Origin of the sequence: Dokdonia sp. 4H-3-7-5 (assembly GCF_000212355.1) — a bacterium.
In the GTDB taxonomy this organism is placed as follows: Bacteria; Bacteroidota; Bacteroidia; order Flavobacteriales; family Flavobacteriaceae; genus Dokdonia.
On record NC_015496.1, the window covers coordinates 2184173 to 2199234 of the forward strand.

The 15062-nt window shown below is 39.6% G+C and carries 12 protein-coding genes; 8 read left to right on the top strand and 4 right to left on the bottom strand.

The window, feature by feature from the left end; genetic code table 11:
• Window positions 1-114 precede the first annotated feature (114 nt).
• The 5 genes from ftsY to KRODI_RS09680 all read left to right on the top strand — a co-directional run bounded on the left by ftsY (window position 115) and on the right by KRODI_RS09680 (window position 6008).
• Window positions 115-1068, top strand: a complete 954-nt coding sequence (ftsY, locus tag KRODI_RS09660) for a signal recognition particle-docking protein FtsY (RefSeq protein WP_013751421.1) — start codon at window positions 115-117, stop codon at window positions 1066-1068.
• Between the two features lie 13 nt (window positions 1069-1081).
• On the top strand, window positions 1082-1414 hold the full coding sequence (locus KRODI_RS09665) for a hypothetical protein (protein WP_013751422.1): 333 nt from the start codon (window positions 1082-1084) through the stop codon (window positions 1412-1414).
• A 37-nt stretch (window positions 1415-1451) separates the two neighbouring features.
• A complete protein-coding gene (locus tag KRODI_RS09670; RefSeq protein WP_013751423.1) occupies window positions 1452-3134 on the top strand; it encodes an amidase family protein in 1683 nt (560 codons plus the stop codon).
• Between the two features lie 160 nt (window positions 3135-3294).
• Window positions 3295-4647, top strand: coding sequence for a 30S ribosomal protein S12 methylthiotransferase RimO (gene rimO, locus KRODI_RS09675; protein ID WP_041295882.1), 1353 nt, complete (start codon window positions 3295-3297; stop codon window positions 4645-4647).
• A gap of 11 nt (window positions 4648-4658) precedes the next feature.
• Window positions 4659-6008 (top strand): hypothetical protein, encoded by a 1350-nt coding sequence (locus KRODI_RS09680; RefSeq protein ID WP_013751425.1) that lies wholly within the window; start codon window positions 4659-4661, stop codon window positions 6006-6008.
• Between the two features lie 596 nt (window positions 6009-6604).
• Here KRODI_RS09680 and KRODI_RS09685 read toward each other — a convergent pair.
• Entirely contained in the window at window positions 6605-9094 is a 2490-nt protein-coding gene (locus tag KRODI_RS09685; protein WP_013751426.1) for a M14 family metallopeptidase, read from the bottom strand.
• 121 nt (window positions 9095-9215) lie between these two features.
• Here KRODI_RS09685 and bshC point away from each other — a divergent pair, with 121 nt between their 5' ends.
• Entirely contained in the window at window positions 9216-10811 is a 1596-nt protein-coding gene (gene bshC, locus KRODI_RS09690) for a bacillithiol biosynthesis cysteine-adding enzyme BshC (RefSeq protein WP_013751427.1), read from the top strand.
• A 22-nt stretch (window positions 10812-10833) separates the two neighbouring features.
• Here the strand turns inward: bshC and KRODI_RS09695 are convergent, their stop codons facing one another.
• The 3 genes from KRODI_RS09695 to KRODI_RS09705 are packed head-to-tail and all read right to left on the bottom strand — an operon-like array spanning window position 10834 to window position 12351.
• Entirely contained in the window at window positions 10834-11394 is a 561-nt protein-coding gene (locus KRODI_RS09695; RefSeq protein ID WP_013751428.1) for a hypothetical protein, read from the bottom strand.
• Window positions 11375-11893 carry a hypothetical protein gene (locus tag KRODI_RS09700; protein WP_013751429.1) on the bottom strand — a complete coding sequence of 173 codons (519 nt, stop codon included), beginning with the start codon at window positions 11891-11893 and terminating at the stop codon, window positions 11375-11377. The genes KRODI_RS09695 and KRODI_RS09700 overlap by 20 nt, the downstream gene beginning before the upstream one ends.
• A 2-nt stretch (window positions 11894-11895) precedes the next feature.
• Window positions 11896-12351 carry a tRNA (cytidine(34)-2'-O)-methyltransferase gene (locus KRODI_RS09705; RefSeq protein WP_041295673.1) on the bottom strand — a complete coding sequence of 152 codons (456 nt, stop codon included), beginning with the start codon at window positions 12349-12351 and terminating at the stop codon, window positions 11896-11898.
• A 149-nt stretch (window positions 12352-12500) separates the two neighbouring features.
• On the opposite strand from KRODI_RS09705, the gene KRODI_RS09710 reads away from it, so the two are divergent.
• On the top strand, window positions 12501-13649 hold the full coding sequence (locus tag KRODI_RS09710) for a BamA/TamA family outer membrane protein (RefSeq protein ID WP_237699362.1): 1149 nt from the start codon (window positions 12501-12503) through the stop codon (window positions 13647-13649).
• A gap of 87 nt (window positions 13650-13736) precedes the next feature.
• On the top strand, window positions 13737-15062 hold the full coding sequence (locus tag KRODI_RS09715; protein ID WP_013751432.1) for a M24 family metallopeptidase: 1326 nt from the start codon (window positions 13737-13739) through the stop codon (window positions 15060-15062).

Genomic DNA, 15062 nt, shown 5'->3' on the forward strand with positions numbered 1-15062 from the left:
ATTTAAAAAATTGACAATCAGCAGTGTAGTCTGTAAGGTGACATAACGGCATTCTCCCTAAAAGGCACTATTTTTGTCTAACCGACACTAGACTAGAAAACCGCCAATAGAATTATGAGCTTCTTCAAAAAAATATTTAGTAAAGAAAAAAAAGAAACCCTTGATAAAGGTTTAGAGAAAACAAAGACGAGCTTCTTTGATAAGATGAGTAAGGCAGTTGCTGGAAAATCTAAGGTAGATGATGATGTTCTAGATAATCTTGAAGAAGTACTTGTAACGAGTGATGTGGGTGTAAAAACTACGCTTAAAGTAATTACTCGTATCGAGGAGCGTGTGTCACGTGATAAGTATGTAGGTACAGATGAGCTTAACCAGATCTTACGTGAGGAAATCGCTGGCTTACTAAGCGAGACTAACGTAGGAAACGCTACAGAATTTGAAATCCCTAAAGGTACCAAGCCACACGTAATTATGGTGGTAGGTGTAAATGGGGTAGGAAAAACTACAACGATAGGTAAACTTGCATATCAATTTAAAAAGCAAGGACTTAAAGTAGTCTTAGGAGCTGCAGATACGTTTAGAGCAGCAGCTATAGATCAATTGCAAGTGTGGGCAGATCGAGTAGATGTTCCTATTGTAAAACAACAAATGGGTAGTGATCCAGCCTCAGTAGCGTTTGACGCACTAGAGAGTGGTGTAAATCAAAACGCAGATGTGATCATTATTGATACTGCAGGGAGATTACATAATAAGGTAAATTTAATGAACGAGCTTACTAAGGTAAAGCGCGTGATGCAAAAAGTAGTGGGAGATGCTCCTCACGATGTGCTTCTTGTACTTGATGGTTCTACGGGTCAAAACGCTTTTGAACAAGCAAAACAATTTACGGCAGCTACAGAGGTGACTTCGCTTGCTGTGACAAAACTAGATGGTACTGCCAAAGGTGGTGTGGTTATAGGAATTTCTGATCAGTTTCAAATCCCTGTAAAATACATTGGAGTAGGAGAAGGTATCGAAGATTTGCAAGTTTTCAACAAAGTGGAGTTTGTAGATAGTTTCTTTAAATAAGTCGTTATTTTTTATGAAACTCGTTCCTAGGTGGCTTCCAGAACTTACGTTGCGCACTTTACGAGTTGTCGTCATTGGTTTGATGTTACTTAACGTGTGGAGCGTTTATACTGCACATGCTGCAGTAAGAAGCGAACTTGTGCCTAAGTATCTAGCTCAGTACTCGGCTTTTCCTCATTATATTTTTATTGCCTTTTATAGTCTCATCATATTCTATATATGGAGAATCCTTAAGGGAGCACTAGCTTCAGAAAATTGGTGGGTGCCAGTAATTGCAGTGATTACATTTGAATCTACTAAGTTTTTTATCTACGGTTTCTTGATGTGGGTTAATCCTTTTGGATAAACCTTTTTGTATTTTTAGAGGACTATAAAAATGCACTATGAAATACCTTTATACTCTCGCGCTCGCAACGGCGCTTTTTTCTTGTAAAAACGAAGCTCCTACAACCACAATAGATACAACTCCTAGATATGTGTGGGAAGCTTATAAAGACTCTCTAGTTATTGCAAAAACGCAAGCCCTTGAAAATAGCAGAATGCACCTCAAGCTTGTAAATGCAAAGGGGCTCGATAAAAATGATATTTGGAAAGATCTTAATGGGGAGATAAATACGCTTTCGCGAAAGCGTATCTCAGAAATCTCTCCGCTTATTTTAGAACAAGATATCCCGACCATCCAGAAGCACGCTAAAAATGGAGATTTCTCGTATGAGGAACTTACGCTATTTTATTTAAATCGCATAGCTCGTTTTGAAAGTGATAACGACTTAGCACTTAACGGAGTCATCTCACTCAATAAAGAAGCGGTACAAGAAGCAAGAGCACTGGATAATAAAGATAAATCTACCATAGATGAATATTCTGTGTACGGAATGCCTATACTTTTAAAAGATAATATAGGAGCAGCTGGTATGATTACGACTGCAGGATCTGTAGCGCTTGCAAATAATAACGCAGGAGATGCATTTATTACAAAAAGGCTTAAGGAAGAAAATGCCATTATACTTGGTAAGGCCAACTTGAGTGAGTGGGCATACTTTTTATGTACAGGTTGTCCTGTAGGTTATAGTGCTGTGGGTGGGCAAACTATTAACCCATACGGTCGTTTGCAATTTGAGTCGGGAGGTTCAAGTTCTGGATCAGGGGTGAGTGTAGCAGCAAATTATGCAGTAGCCGCCATAGGATCAGAAACGAGTGGATCTATATTATCACCTTCTAGCCAAAATAATCTGGTTGGGCTTAAACCTACCATCGGTCTTTTAAGCCGTAGCGGGATTGTGCCTATTTCTAGTCACTTAGACACTCCAGGGCCTATGACGAAGAACGTAGTCGATAATGCAATCCTATTACAAGCACTCACTGGTAAAGATGCTGCAGATTCTTATAGCTACACTTCTTCTGATGATTATGTATCTGCTGTAAAAAATGGAAGTCTTGAAGGAAAATATCTTGGTGTTATAAAAGGTTATTTACAAGACAGTACGTATGCTGCGGCAATTAATAAACTTAAGGAAACGAAAGCAACACTCGTTGAGGTGGATATGGAGCGAGTTAATATGCCAGGTTTTCTGTCTATCTTAAATATAGATATGAAAAATGATCTGCCTGCTTACTATGATGCTGAGGTAGCCCCATCTGTGAAAAATAGAAATATAGAGGAGCTTATCACATTTAATAATCAAGATAGCCTTACGCGTATTCCATACGGGCAACAGCTTTTTAAAGGTATCGTTGCAGATAGCACAACCGCTGTAGAGCTTAAAGCAATTAAGGAAAACCTTATGGAGGTTACTCAAGCATATTTTCAAGACGCACTGAGTAAGCACCCCGAAGCTGATGGTCAACTAGACGCCATACTTTCCATAAATAATTATGATGCAGGTTATGCCGCAGCAGCACACTATCCAGCACTCACAATACCTATGGGCTTCACCGCACAAGGCGAGCCTAAGGGAATTACCATCATCACTCCATTTAAGCAGGAAGAAGTGATTTACAATATTGCAGTAGGTGTAGAGAGTACACTTAAAGCTAGAACGTTACCAGAAGGATATCAGGAATAAAAATAATCTAGATGACTAGAAGCTAGCCGCTTTTAGAAAGAAAAACACATATTAGAATGAGAAAAAAGTCAGCAGTAAGATGCTGACTTTTCTCGTTTTAGATAGCTTTCTTATTACTATGTTATTTGGCTTATCTTTGCACTCCCTTAAAAGGAATGCTATGCGTACAAAATCATTAAAAAAGAATAAGATAAACGTAGTAACTCTAGGTTGCTCAAAAAACGTTTATGACAGTGAGGTCTTAATGGGCCAGCTCAAAGCAAATGAGATGGATGTTGCTCACGAGGAAGAAGGTAACATCGTTGTGATCAACACTTGTGGTTTTATAGACAATGCAAAAGAGGAGTCTGTAAACACTATTCTTGAGTATGTAAAGCAAAAGGAAGAAGGAGAAGTTGATAAGGTGTTTGTAACGGGATGTTTATCTGAGCGTTATAAGCCGGATCTTCAAAAGGAAATTCCAGATGTAGATCAGTATTTTGGAACAACAGAATTACCTGGACTACTTAAAGCACTTGGGGCAGATTATAAACATGAACTTATAGGGGAGCGTATCACAACTACTCCAAAAAACTATGCATACTTAAAAATAGCCGAGGGCTGTGACCGTCCTTGTTCTTTCTGTGCGATCCCTTTAATGAGAGGAAAGCATAAATCAAAATCAATAGAGCACTTAGTTATTGAAGCAAAAAAACTTGCTGCAAATGGAGTAACGGAGTTGATTCTTATTGCGCAAGATCTTACGTATTACGGTCTTGATTTATACAAAAAACGAAACCTTGCAGAGCTTCTTGAAAACCTTGTTCAAGTAGAAGGAATCGAGTGGATTCGTTTGCATTATGCATTTCCTTCTGGATTCCCAGTTGATGTGCTTGACGTGATGAACCGCGAGCCTAAGGTGTGTAATTATATCGATATACCACTGCAGCATATTGCAGATCATATTTTGAAGTCTATGCGTCGTGGTACTACGATGGAGAAGACGAATGCGTTGTTAGACCGCTTTCGCGAAAGCGTACCAGGAATGACCATAAGAACTACGCTTATTGTTGGGTACCCTGGAGAAACAGAAGAAGATTTCCAACTCATGAAGCAATGGGTAAAAGATCAACGTTTTGAGCGTTTAGGATGTTTTACATATTCTCATGAGGAAAATACACACGCGTTTAACTTAGAAGACGATGTACCTGAAGAAGTGAAAATGGATCGTGCCAATCAGATTATGGAGATCCAATCTCAAATCTCTTGGGAGCTTAACCAGCAAAAGATAGGGAAGGAGTTTAAAATTGTTGTAGATCGTAAAGAAGGAAACTACTTTATAGGTCGTACAGAATTTGATTCTCCAGATGTGGATAACGAAGTACTTGTAGACGCAACAAAGTTCTACTTAAAAACAGGAGACTACGCAATGGTAACTATCACAGAGGCCGAAGATTTTGACCTTTATGCAGAACCACTTGTAGCTTTAGAGCGACCACAAGCACTACACGCAAAACGTGCTACTAAAAAATAAGAAGCAGTAAGATGAATTATATAAAGCCTTTCGGAACAAATGTTTTGAAAGGTTTTTTTGTGTGTAAGAGTTTCTACGCAACGCTTACATTTGTAGCATTTATAAACACATTCCCTATGCGTATTACTGGTTTAGTTCTTTTTGCTTTAATTCTCTTTAGCTCATGTAAAGAGTCTAATCAATCTGAGGTTACACCAGTGGCCGAGCAGCCAGCAGTACAAACGGCTACTACCAATGCATCAATCAATGCGATAAAACTACCCTCTATAGGGAAATCTCATTTACCTAGACTTAAGTCGAGTGGCGGTAAATTACACATGACTTGGGTAGAGCAAGAAGACGAGATGGCTATTTTAAAGTATGCTAGTTACGATAGCGCTACTTGGAGCCAACCTAGAACCATTACATCTGGAGATAATTGGTTTGTAAATTGGGCAGACTTTCCGGCCCTAGGAATAAATGGGGATTATGTGCTCACTAATATTTTAGAAAAGTCCGCAGAGGGAACTTATGATTATAATGTCAAATTACAATTGGCAAAAGTTGATGAGGTTATTAAAGATGATTTCTTGCTCAATACAGATGGCGTAGATGCAGAGCACGGTTTTGTGTCTATACAAGCGTATGATGGAGGTTTTTATGCTACTTGGCTAGATGGTAGAAATACTAAAAACGAAGACAAGAGTAAAAACCAAATGAGCCTACGCAATGCTTACATAGATCTCGCGGGAAAAATAACTCAAGATGTAGAGATAGATAATCGAGTTTGTGACTGCTGTAATACTGCAACAGCTATTACAAATAATGGACCTGTAGCTGTTTATAGGGATCGCTCAGACACCACGCCAGAGATACGTGATATGGCTATTGTGCGCTGGGTAAATGGAGCGTGGACAAAACCTATGGTTATAGGTAATGATAATTGGGAACTTAACGGTTGCCCCGTAAACGGACCTGCAATAGCAACTAAAGAAGAGAACGTGGTGGTGAGTTGGTTTACCGCGGAGGGTGATGCTCCTAGAGTGCTCACAGCTTTTTCAAATGATAATGGAGCTTCTTTTGGAAGTGCAATCCGTATGGATAATGGAAACGCCATAGGTAGAGTAGATGCCGATTTTATGAGTGATGGCAGCGCCCTTATCTCGTGGTTAGAGCCAATGGGTGAAAACGTTGTACTACAAGTAGCACGAGTATATGTAGATGGCACACACGATGCCCCGGTGACAATAACCAATACCTCTGCCGAACGACAAAGCGGCTTTCCACAACTAGAGGTTGTAGGCGATTCGACTTTTGTGGCCTGGACAGATCTTAAAGGTGGCAACAGCGAGGTGAAGATGGTACGCTTTGAGATGGAATAGCCTAGTATTCCCAATAACGTAACTTACCCACAACAGTGTACCTCTTTCAAGAGGGAATCAAGGAGATGTCCGCAGGAGTGAGTAAACTAAAAATTTCTTACTCCAATTTCCATCTTTCAGGGTCGGGGGAAAGGAATTGGCTAGGTGATTTTTTCAAGGAATTGCCAGTCGAAAAGTTTTCCCCCGTCCCTAAAGATTAACTTTTCTTAGAATATTCCATTCCAATTCCCACCCTTCAGGGTCGGGGAACGGAATTGGCTGACTGACTCAGGGCTATGAACAAATTGCCAGTCAAAAAGTTTTCCCCGTCCCTAAAGGGTGACTTTTCTTAGAAAATTAGGCATCATAATAACGTAACCTAACCACAACAGTGTCCATCTTCCAAGAGGGAGTCAGGGAGATGTTCGCAAGAGTGAGTAAACTAGAATTTTCTAATTCCAATTCCCACCCTTCAGGGTCGGGGAAAGGAATTGGCCGACTGATTCGAGCTAGGGCAAAATAAATTGGCAGAATGACTGAGGGCCGGGGAAAGAAATTAGAACAAAAAAAATGCCCTGTAGAACAGGGCATTTTTTTTGTTTTAGTAAGCGTTGTAATTACAACCTATACTTTCCATTATTAGTCAAGAAAATAGCATTGGCAAAAAATAACTTTCCGTTGTGCCAGAAAGCTCTAAAAAGAGGGTCGTCTACCATGTAGATAACGCTACCGCGTCCCATGCGTTCTTCTCCAAAAATAAGAGATTTGCTAAGTTTTGCTTTGGCATTATCACCCGCAAATCCTGCAACATTAGTTACTTCTTCTGGAATGTAAGACACGTTGAAACCTTTGTCCAGATATGAATAAGAGTTGCTTCCTAGTTTTAAAGAGTAGTAGGTGTCATCGTACCCAAAAGCCATAGGATGTGTAGGGTCTACTTTGGTTTTAAAGATAGAACCTGTTATAAAGTTGGTGGTACTTGCGTTCTCGCGCTCAGCATATGGAATGAGATTATCATCGCTCGAAGTATCGTCGTCGTCACTTGAATTGCTGTTGCGTTTTAAGTTAAAACCAGATTTTCCAGCAAAACTTCCTACGGCATTCGCTATCGCGATTACTTTTCCGCCACCGCGCACAAAATCTTTTACTTTATCTAGTGTACTATCATTAAGCACACTTCCATACCAGCCGCTAGGCATTACAAGTACATCAAATTCTTCTAGGTCAATGCGACCTAAATTACCAGTATCAATCGAGGTAGCAGGATATCCTAGTGTTTGCTCAAAGAAATACCAAGTGGCTCCATAACTTAATGATGAGGTTCCTTCTCCTTTCAATAATGCAATTTTCGGCGGATTGATAAGTTTCATAGATGATGATCCAAAGTCAGGACCAGAGGTCGAAAATGAAGTATTCGTTGCGTTAAGGATTCTGTTATGCTTTCGCGAAAGCGTATTTACAACCTCATTAAAATCTGTACGTCCTTTGTTATCACTTTTTGTAATTACTAGCGATCCTCGTTCATAAGAGATTCCATTATTTGCAAAAGGCTTTTCTGTAAAACGTACTTTAATTCCTTCTTTTAATAGCGCAGCAAGTAGCTTTGCATCTTCAAGGCTATTCCACTTTGCGATATAACCTGCAGCGTTTGCATTCAGGTTTGAGTTGTTTGTGGTAAAAGGATTTGCCGTATTTGCAGTAACGAGTGACGTGCTTGCTACAGCTTTGAGGCCATAAGCATGCGGTAAACTCCAGGCAGTAATGTCATAAGTAAGTGGTGTGCTCAGTTTTGCATCTGGCTCAAGAAGCGCTTTTACCATTTTACCTTTTGGCTGATTAGTACTCACCACCATTGCCATGTCATAACTCATGCTTCCTTGACCGTTTGAGGTATAAGAAAATCCTGAGGCTTTCCCGTTTGATGAGAAGCCATATTTGATCTCGTGCCTGTCTAGCAGTGTCGCAAGTTCTTTAAGATTGTCTAGATTTCCAGAAAGTACGTAGCTTTTATATTTAAGGCCGCTTGTATTAAAGTAGTCTTTAAATTGGGTGTTAAGCTTACCAGCATTTGCAGAGGATATTTCTATAGTAGAAAGTCCTGTGGTTTTGTGATGTGCTACACGATCTACAAGGGTAAGTTCAAAACCTTGATCTGTATCTATTCCTAATCCTGCACGACCGTGACCGGCTTGCTCGTAGGTCATCCCAATTGCACCCATAAACATAGGGTACGTATCTCCGTACGATGGATAGAGTAAGTCAAAACTCTCTCCGGTAAAAAATAGCCAACCTTCTTTATCAAAATAGCGAGCATGGTTTTTTCCTATTTCTACTTGGAATTCTTGTTGCCAGTCTGTGATGATCTCATTAAAAGGCTCTGCTGCTGGAGCAAAGTAATAAGGGCTATTAATACCTTGCTCGTGGAAATCTACATGCACGTGTGGCATCCACTTATTATATACTTTTAATCGTTGCTGTGATTCTACTTGAGAAGCCCAAGCCCAATCGCGGTTTAGGTCAAAAAGGTAGTGATTAGGTCTTCCTCCCGGCCATGGCTCATCGTGTTCTGCAGCTACTTGAGCTGGATCGTAAGGTGTAGATGCCACTTGGTTAAACCAGTTTGCATAGCGGTCACGTCCATCTGGATTTACACAAGGATCTATAATAACCACAGTGTTTTCCAGCCAATCTTTTTTTGTAGTCACAAGCTCATACAATGTAGCCATAGATGCCTCTGTTGAGGAAGCTTCATTACCATGGACATTATAAGAAAGCCATACAATCGCCTTATCTGCCGCACCAGAATTACCAGAGGCAATACCTGTTTGCTCAAGATTTGCTTTACGTATGTTTTCTAGATTGTTGTGATTTGCTGCTGTTGTGATAACTGCATACGTAAGCGGTCTGCGCTCATTTGTTTTACCATATGTTTGGTAGGTTACTAGGTCACTATTTTCTGCAACATGCTCAAAGTAGCGCACTACGTCTGCGTGGCGTGAGAACTGTGTTCCTATCTCGTACCCCAGAAATTCTGATGGAGATTGTACTTGTGCAGTCAGTAATGTTGTGAGAAATAAGGCGACAAAAAGGCTGTAGATTCTGAGCATTTGGTTGGTTTTAGCAAAAGCTAAAGCTATAAAAAGAGCTCGCCGCAAATCAGCGTTTTAACGTTTTTTTGGGAAAACTCGCTATTTAACGGATTTATCTTTACTATCTAAACCATAATTTATGCCAACCGACTGTCTGCCGTACCGTGAAACTGGGTATTTTTCTAATCTAATCACTAACTATCTAGATCAAGAAGAAGCACTTAAGCCCTTTTATCACAGATTTCCTACCGCAGATAATCTTATTAAACAGGCAGAAGAGAAGGGTCAATTTTTTAGTCCGCTTTCGCGAAAGCGTTTATATGATTCCCTCATCGCGCAATATAAAAGTACAAACACCTCTGCCGAGACGCAGCTCAATCTAGAGCATCTTGCCAGTGAAAATACGTTTACCATTACCACAGGGCACCAGCTCAATTTATTTACGGGGCCGCTCTATTTTTTATATAAAATTATCTCTGTGATTAACCTCTGCAAGGAGCTTAAAGAGAAAGATCCAGACCGCAATTATGTGCCTATTTACTGGATGGCGACAGAGGATCACGATTTTGACGAGATTAACTACTTCAATTTTCAAGGTAAAAAAGTACAGTGGAATCGTGAGGACGGTGGCGCCGTAGGCGAACTATCAACCGATGGGCTGCCTGAGGTACTAGCATTATTTAAAACACAGCTCGGGACTTCTAGAAATGCGGAGTACCTCTCAAAACTTTTTAGTGATGCCTACCTCAATCACGATAATCTGGCAGATGCAACGCGCTATCTAGGTAACGAGCTTTTTGGTGAGTACGGCCTTGTCATTGTAGATGGTAACGACGCGGGACTTAAAGAATTATTTGCTCCTTATGTACAACGAGAATTGCTAGAGGGCGTGTCGCACGCAAAGGTGACACAGCAAACCGAGCAGCTCACTGCGCTAGGCTACCCAGAGCAAGTGCACCCTCGTGAGATTAACTTGTTTTACATTACAAAAGGCATCCGTGAGCGCATTATCAAGGTGGATGATATGTATGTGGTAAATGATACAGATATCCGCTTTCGCGAAAATGAGATACTCAACGAGCTTGCTAATCATCCAGAACGGTTCTCGCCTAACGCCTTGCTGAGACCACTTTTTCAAGAAGTGATTTTGCCGAATCTTTGTTACATAGGTGGAGGCGGAGAGCTGGCGTACTGGTTCCAGCTTAAAACATATTTTGAAGAAGTAGGAGTTCCATTTCCAGCATTACTACTTCGTAACTCAGTATTAATACGTACAGAAAAACAACGTACAAAGGCAGAAAATCTAGGCGTGTCGTTGCCAAATTTATTTTTGAAACAAAATGAACTCATTAACCGAAAAGTGCGTGCCATCTCAAATATAGAGATAGACTTCTCTGCACAACGCAGCTTCTTAAAAGAGCAGTTTAAAGCAATGCACTTACTAGCCGAAGAGACAGACGCTAGTTTTATAGGAGCCGTAAAAGCTCAAGAAGTAAAACAACTCAAAGGCTTAGAAAACTTAGAGAGTAGATTGCTACGTGCACAAAAGCGAAAGTTAAGTGATCACGTACAACGTCTAGTAGATTTACAAAACGAAGTTTTCCCAATGCAAAGCCTACAAGAAAGAAATACCAACTTCTCACAGTTTTATCTAGAATTTGGCGAGCAACTCATCCCTGAGTTAGTAAATGCTCTTGAGCCGCTAGGTGGCGAGTTTACGGTGGTTACTTTGTAGGAGAATTGTTAGCTTTTATAGTCTATCTTATCTCATTTTCAATAGTTTCTATTAATGACTCTACGAAGTCATCAATTAGTTTAAAATTAAACTCTATTGAATATGTATAGTTCTTGACTTCATATGAATATCTCCAATTAACAAAGGAGTCATTATGAAGTCTGAGTAATTCTTTGATATTCAAATTTGTGATGTCATTTTTATCTTCTCTGTCACTATTGTTGTTAAGACTAGTATTGTAAGTGAATTTTACAGCTTTTAGTTTTTCTTTTGAATTAGTTTTCAGTTTTTTAGAATTAAAATTCCTTTCAATTTTCTTCTGAGTTTCCAATGGTAGATAATCAAAAAGTTCCTCAAGTTTATGACCGCTTTTAGAGGGTTTTGAAGGTGATATATTATGAAGAAGTTTCAAAAGTAGTTCTGCGGCAAAAGTATAGCAAGTTGCAGAAACAGGTGAGAGTTCAAAGCCCTCGAGTCCGCTGTTAAAGTTGATTCTTTCAGCAGATATTCTAGCTTGTTTAAAAAAACCTAGAGCAGAATAATATTGGAGTTGCTCATTATTTTTAGTTGTTCTTTTTACCATTTATGAACTTTGTGATTGTTGGATTTCCATTATCATTTATGCAAAATTCTTCACCATCTTTCTTTCCGTCTTTATAAGGACATTTATATATTAAAGTAGTATCCTTATGTCTTGTGACTAAAGTCTTTTTAAAATTAGTGTCGTAATATGTCCTTTCAGTGAATTTACCATCCTCATTAGTTGTATAGCGAATTCTTTCCTTTGGTGCTAGTGGATATTTCTTATAGTAGAAAACATTTTCAGCAAGTCTTCTATGACTTTTATTATAAAATAATTTCCATTCTAGAAGAACACCATTCTTATATATCTCTTCTGCAACAATATGGCCATTTCCGTTTTTTCTAAGCTTTTGTGCAACACCAGTAAATAGCTCATCATTATAGTCTTGATATGCAAGATTGTTATCAAAATATATCTCTTTGACAGATAATGTGTCTTGAGAGAATACATTTTGATAACCAACAATAAGTAGAAAAAGAATTATTGAACGTAACTTCATATCTATAAATTCAACTGCCTTATCCCCTCATAAGCTACAATTCCAACGGCATTTGCGAGATTTAAACTTCTGATGTGCTCGCTAAATAATGGGATTTTATAAAGTTGGTCGGGGTGTTTTTCGGTGATTTCTTTTGGGAGTCCTTTAGATTCTTTTCCAAAGACGAGAAATAGGTCCTCTTCAAAAGGAATGTCATAATGTGACTTTGTGCCGTGACTTGAGAGAAAAGCCATTTTCGCGAAAGCGTTCTTATTAAAAAAGTCTTCTGTATTATCATAATACTGAACGTCTAGATGCTGCCAGTAGTCAAGACCTGCGCGTTTAAGGCGGGTGTCGTCTATCTCAAAACCAAAGGGTTTTACAAGGTGCAACTTGCAGCCAGAACCGAGGGCAAGCCTACCTATGTTACCTGTGTTGTTTGGGATTTCTGGATTGATGAGTACAATATTGAGCATAATGGCTTGCTTGATGGTATGTATGATGTATAAATGGTGCGTGAGATACTAATGTTATCACAAAAACTAAAGCTTGTCACGAGCTATAACTCCCGTCTACAGTATCTTTACCCAAAAATAGCATTTTGAGAGTAAATTACTTCCCCCAAACATTGATATACCTTATTGCCATCGTACTTTTTACGGTAGGTAATACACAGACGGCACAGGCACAGGATTTTGAAAAAATTAAAGAGTTTTTTACGTTTCACCCTAACCACAAGGCTGTTGCAAAAGATTCTACTTTATATGCATCTAAGTTTATAGCGGCACCAGTAATGAGCTACAGCCCGGAGACAAATTTTGCCTTTGGGACGGGTGCAAAATACTTATTTAAATTTAACGGTAGTGGGGAGGAGACCCGTGTGTCTAATATGCCTATCACGCTGCAGTACACCCTTAATAGTCAGTTTTTTGTTTATTCTGGATTTGAGATTTTTACGAATCAAGAGAAGTGGGTGATAGAAGGTAATATCCTTTTTCAAAATTATCCAAGACTGTTTTATGGTTTTGGCACAAACGCACCAGAAAGTGCAGAGGAGGAGTATAATTATTACCAGTTGCTAGTGGAGCCTATATTTTTAAAACAGGCTTTTACACGTTATCTTTTTGTAGGTGCAGGTGTGCGTTTTAATCATATTTACTCTGTAGACATAGAGGAAGGCGGACTAATAGATCAAACCAGACCTACAGGTTATGATGGGTCTACATCATTAGGTGTTGAGGTTGCTGCGCTGTATGATAACAGAAATAATGTGCTTAATGCTCAAAATGGATGGTACCTCGAGACAACGAGAGGTCAATATTTTGAGGCGCTGGGAGGTACACATAATTTTGATTTGACACGTTTTGATTTAAGACATTACACAAAGCCATTTGCAGATAAAGATGATATTATTGCTTTCCAGATGGTGGGAAGATTTACGCGTGGTGACTTACCGTTTTCTGAGTTTTCTTTTCTTGGAGGTAGTGAGATTATGCGTGGTTATAGAGAAGGCCGTTATGTAGGTAGAGATTTACTGGCAAGCCAGGTAGAATATAGAAAGACGTTTAAGAACTCTCGTTTTGGCGCTGTATTATTTGCCGGTGGAGGTGATATCTATAATGATGTGAGCGATTTTCAGTTTAAGAACTTAAAACCTACCTATGGAGGTGGTCTTCGCTTTATGATAGATAAGGAAGAGCGTCTCAATCTTCGTTTTGATGTAGGTTTTGGTAGAGGTTCTAGTGAGTTTTACTTAGGGATTGCAGAGGCATTTTAATAGCGAGCAGCTAGTTTAATTTGCATCATTTTATTTTTAGAGATAGGAACAAAATTTCTATATTACTCTGAAAATAATCCTGATACGATGCTTAAACCTGTACTCTTTTTTCTTTCCATTTTTTTAGTTTGTAGTTGTGCTGAACAACAAGAACCAGAAGTTGCCGTAAACCTAGAAACGTACTGGGGAGAAAATCCTTGGCCAGACATTAGAAAGAAGCGTATTAGTCAGCTATTGCCGCAAGCGCTCAAAACTGCAGAGGTAGATTGCTGGATGACTATTTGTAGAGAAAATAATAATGACCCCATTGCAGATCACATAGGAGGAGAAAATGCTGGAGGTACCGCCGTATTTTTATTTTACAACGACGCTACTGGGTTTCACTCCAAGGTATTCTCACCTTCTGGAGAAGCAACTGCGCTAGATGATCTAGATATACACGAGGAGGTCGTGAGTGTAGCGCGAGGAACCTCTGCTATTGAGCAAGCCTCAGATTTTATCAAAACAAAAGATTTTAAACGTATTGCCGTAAACACATCTTCAAAAAATGTGATGGCAGACGGACTTACGCATACACAGTATGAAGAAATCGCTACTGCCTTAGGTGACGAAAAGTCAAAATTAGTATCCTCAGAAGAGGTTGTCTATGAGTGGTTATCTATAAAGCTACCAGAAGAAGTTGCCATCTTAAAGAAAGCAGCAAAGCTCACTGCCCAGTGGCAGATTGAAGCCTACGAGCAAGTAGTACCTGGCACATCTACAGATGCAGATATTGCAAAATATTTAAAACAAAGAATGACCGAGTATGGCGTGACAGATGGATGGGCACCTGCTCAAAATCCTAATGTAAATTCTGGTCCAGACCGTGGGCACTCGCACGCTACAGATAAAGTAATTATGCCTGGTGATGTGATACAAATAGATTTTGGTATCAAGGTATATGACAGGTGGGTGACAGATATACAGCGATTTGCATATGTCTTAAAAGAAGGTGAGAGCGAGGCTCCAGATGAGATTATGCACTACTGGGAAAGTTCTAAAGCTGGAAATAGGGCAGCACTCGCTGCGATGCAACCTGGCGTAAAAGGAGTAGATGTAGATAGAGCCCAGCGCATACTTATGGAAAAAGCAGGGTCTGATTATGTGATGTGGAGCACAGGCCACCCAGTAGGCTATGTCGCTCACGATGTAGGACCTAATCTAGGAGGTTCTCAAGCATCGCACGTGAGACCAGCCTCAGAAAAAGTGATCAAGGAAGGGATGACGTTTGCCTTTGACGGTTTTCACTCTTGGAAACTAGCAGACGGTGGTGTAAAAACAATGTCTGTAGAGGAGATGGCCGTAGTAACAGAAAATGGAGCAGAGTATCTTATCGCTCCACAAGAAGAACTTGTTATTATCTCAAATAAGTAA

Coding starts and splice junctions, on each gene's coding strand:
- KRODI_RS09665 (WP_013751422.1), top strand. CDS start 1,082: ATGAAACTCGTTCCTAGGTGGCTTCCAGAACTTACGTTGCGCACTTTA.
- KRODI_RS09715 (WP_013751432.1), top strand. CDS start 13,737: ATGCTTAAACCTGTACTCTTTTTTCTTTCCATTTTTTTAGTTTGTAGT.
- KRODI_RS09700 (WP_013751429.1), bottom strand. CDS start 11,893: ATGAAGTTACGTTCAATAATTCTTTTTCTACTTATTGTTGGTTATCAA.
- rimO (WP_041295882.1), top strand. CDS start 3,295: ATGCGTACAAAATCATTAAAAAAGAATAAGATAAACGTAGTAACTCTA.
- KRODI_RS09670 (WP_013751423.1), top strand. CDS start 1,452: ATGAAATACCTTTATACTCTCGCGCTCGCAACGGCGCTTTTTTCTTGT.
- KRODI_RS09685 (WP_013751426.1), bottom strand. CDS start 9,094: ATGCTCAGAATCTACAGCCTTTTTGTCGCCTTATTTCTCACAACATTA.
- ftsY (WP_013751421.1), top strand. CDS start 115: ATGAGCTTCTTCAAAAAAATATTTAGTAAAGAAAAAAAAGAAACCCTT.
- KRODI_RS09680 (WP_013751425.1), top strand. CDS start 4,659: ATGAATTATATAAAGCCTTTCGGAACAAATGTTTTGAAAGGTTTTTTT.
- bshC (WP_013751427.1), top strand. CDS start 9,216: ATGCCAACCGACTGTCTGCCGTACCGTGAAACTGGGTATTTTTCTAAT.
- KRODI_RS09695 (WP_013751428.1), bottom strand. CDS start 11,394: ATGGTAAAAAGAACAACTAAAAATAATGAGCAACTCCAATATTATTCT.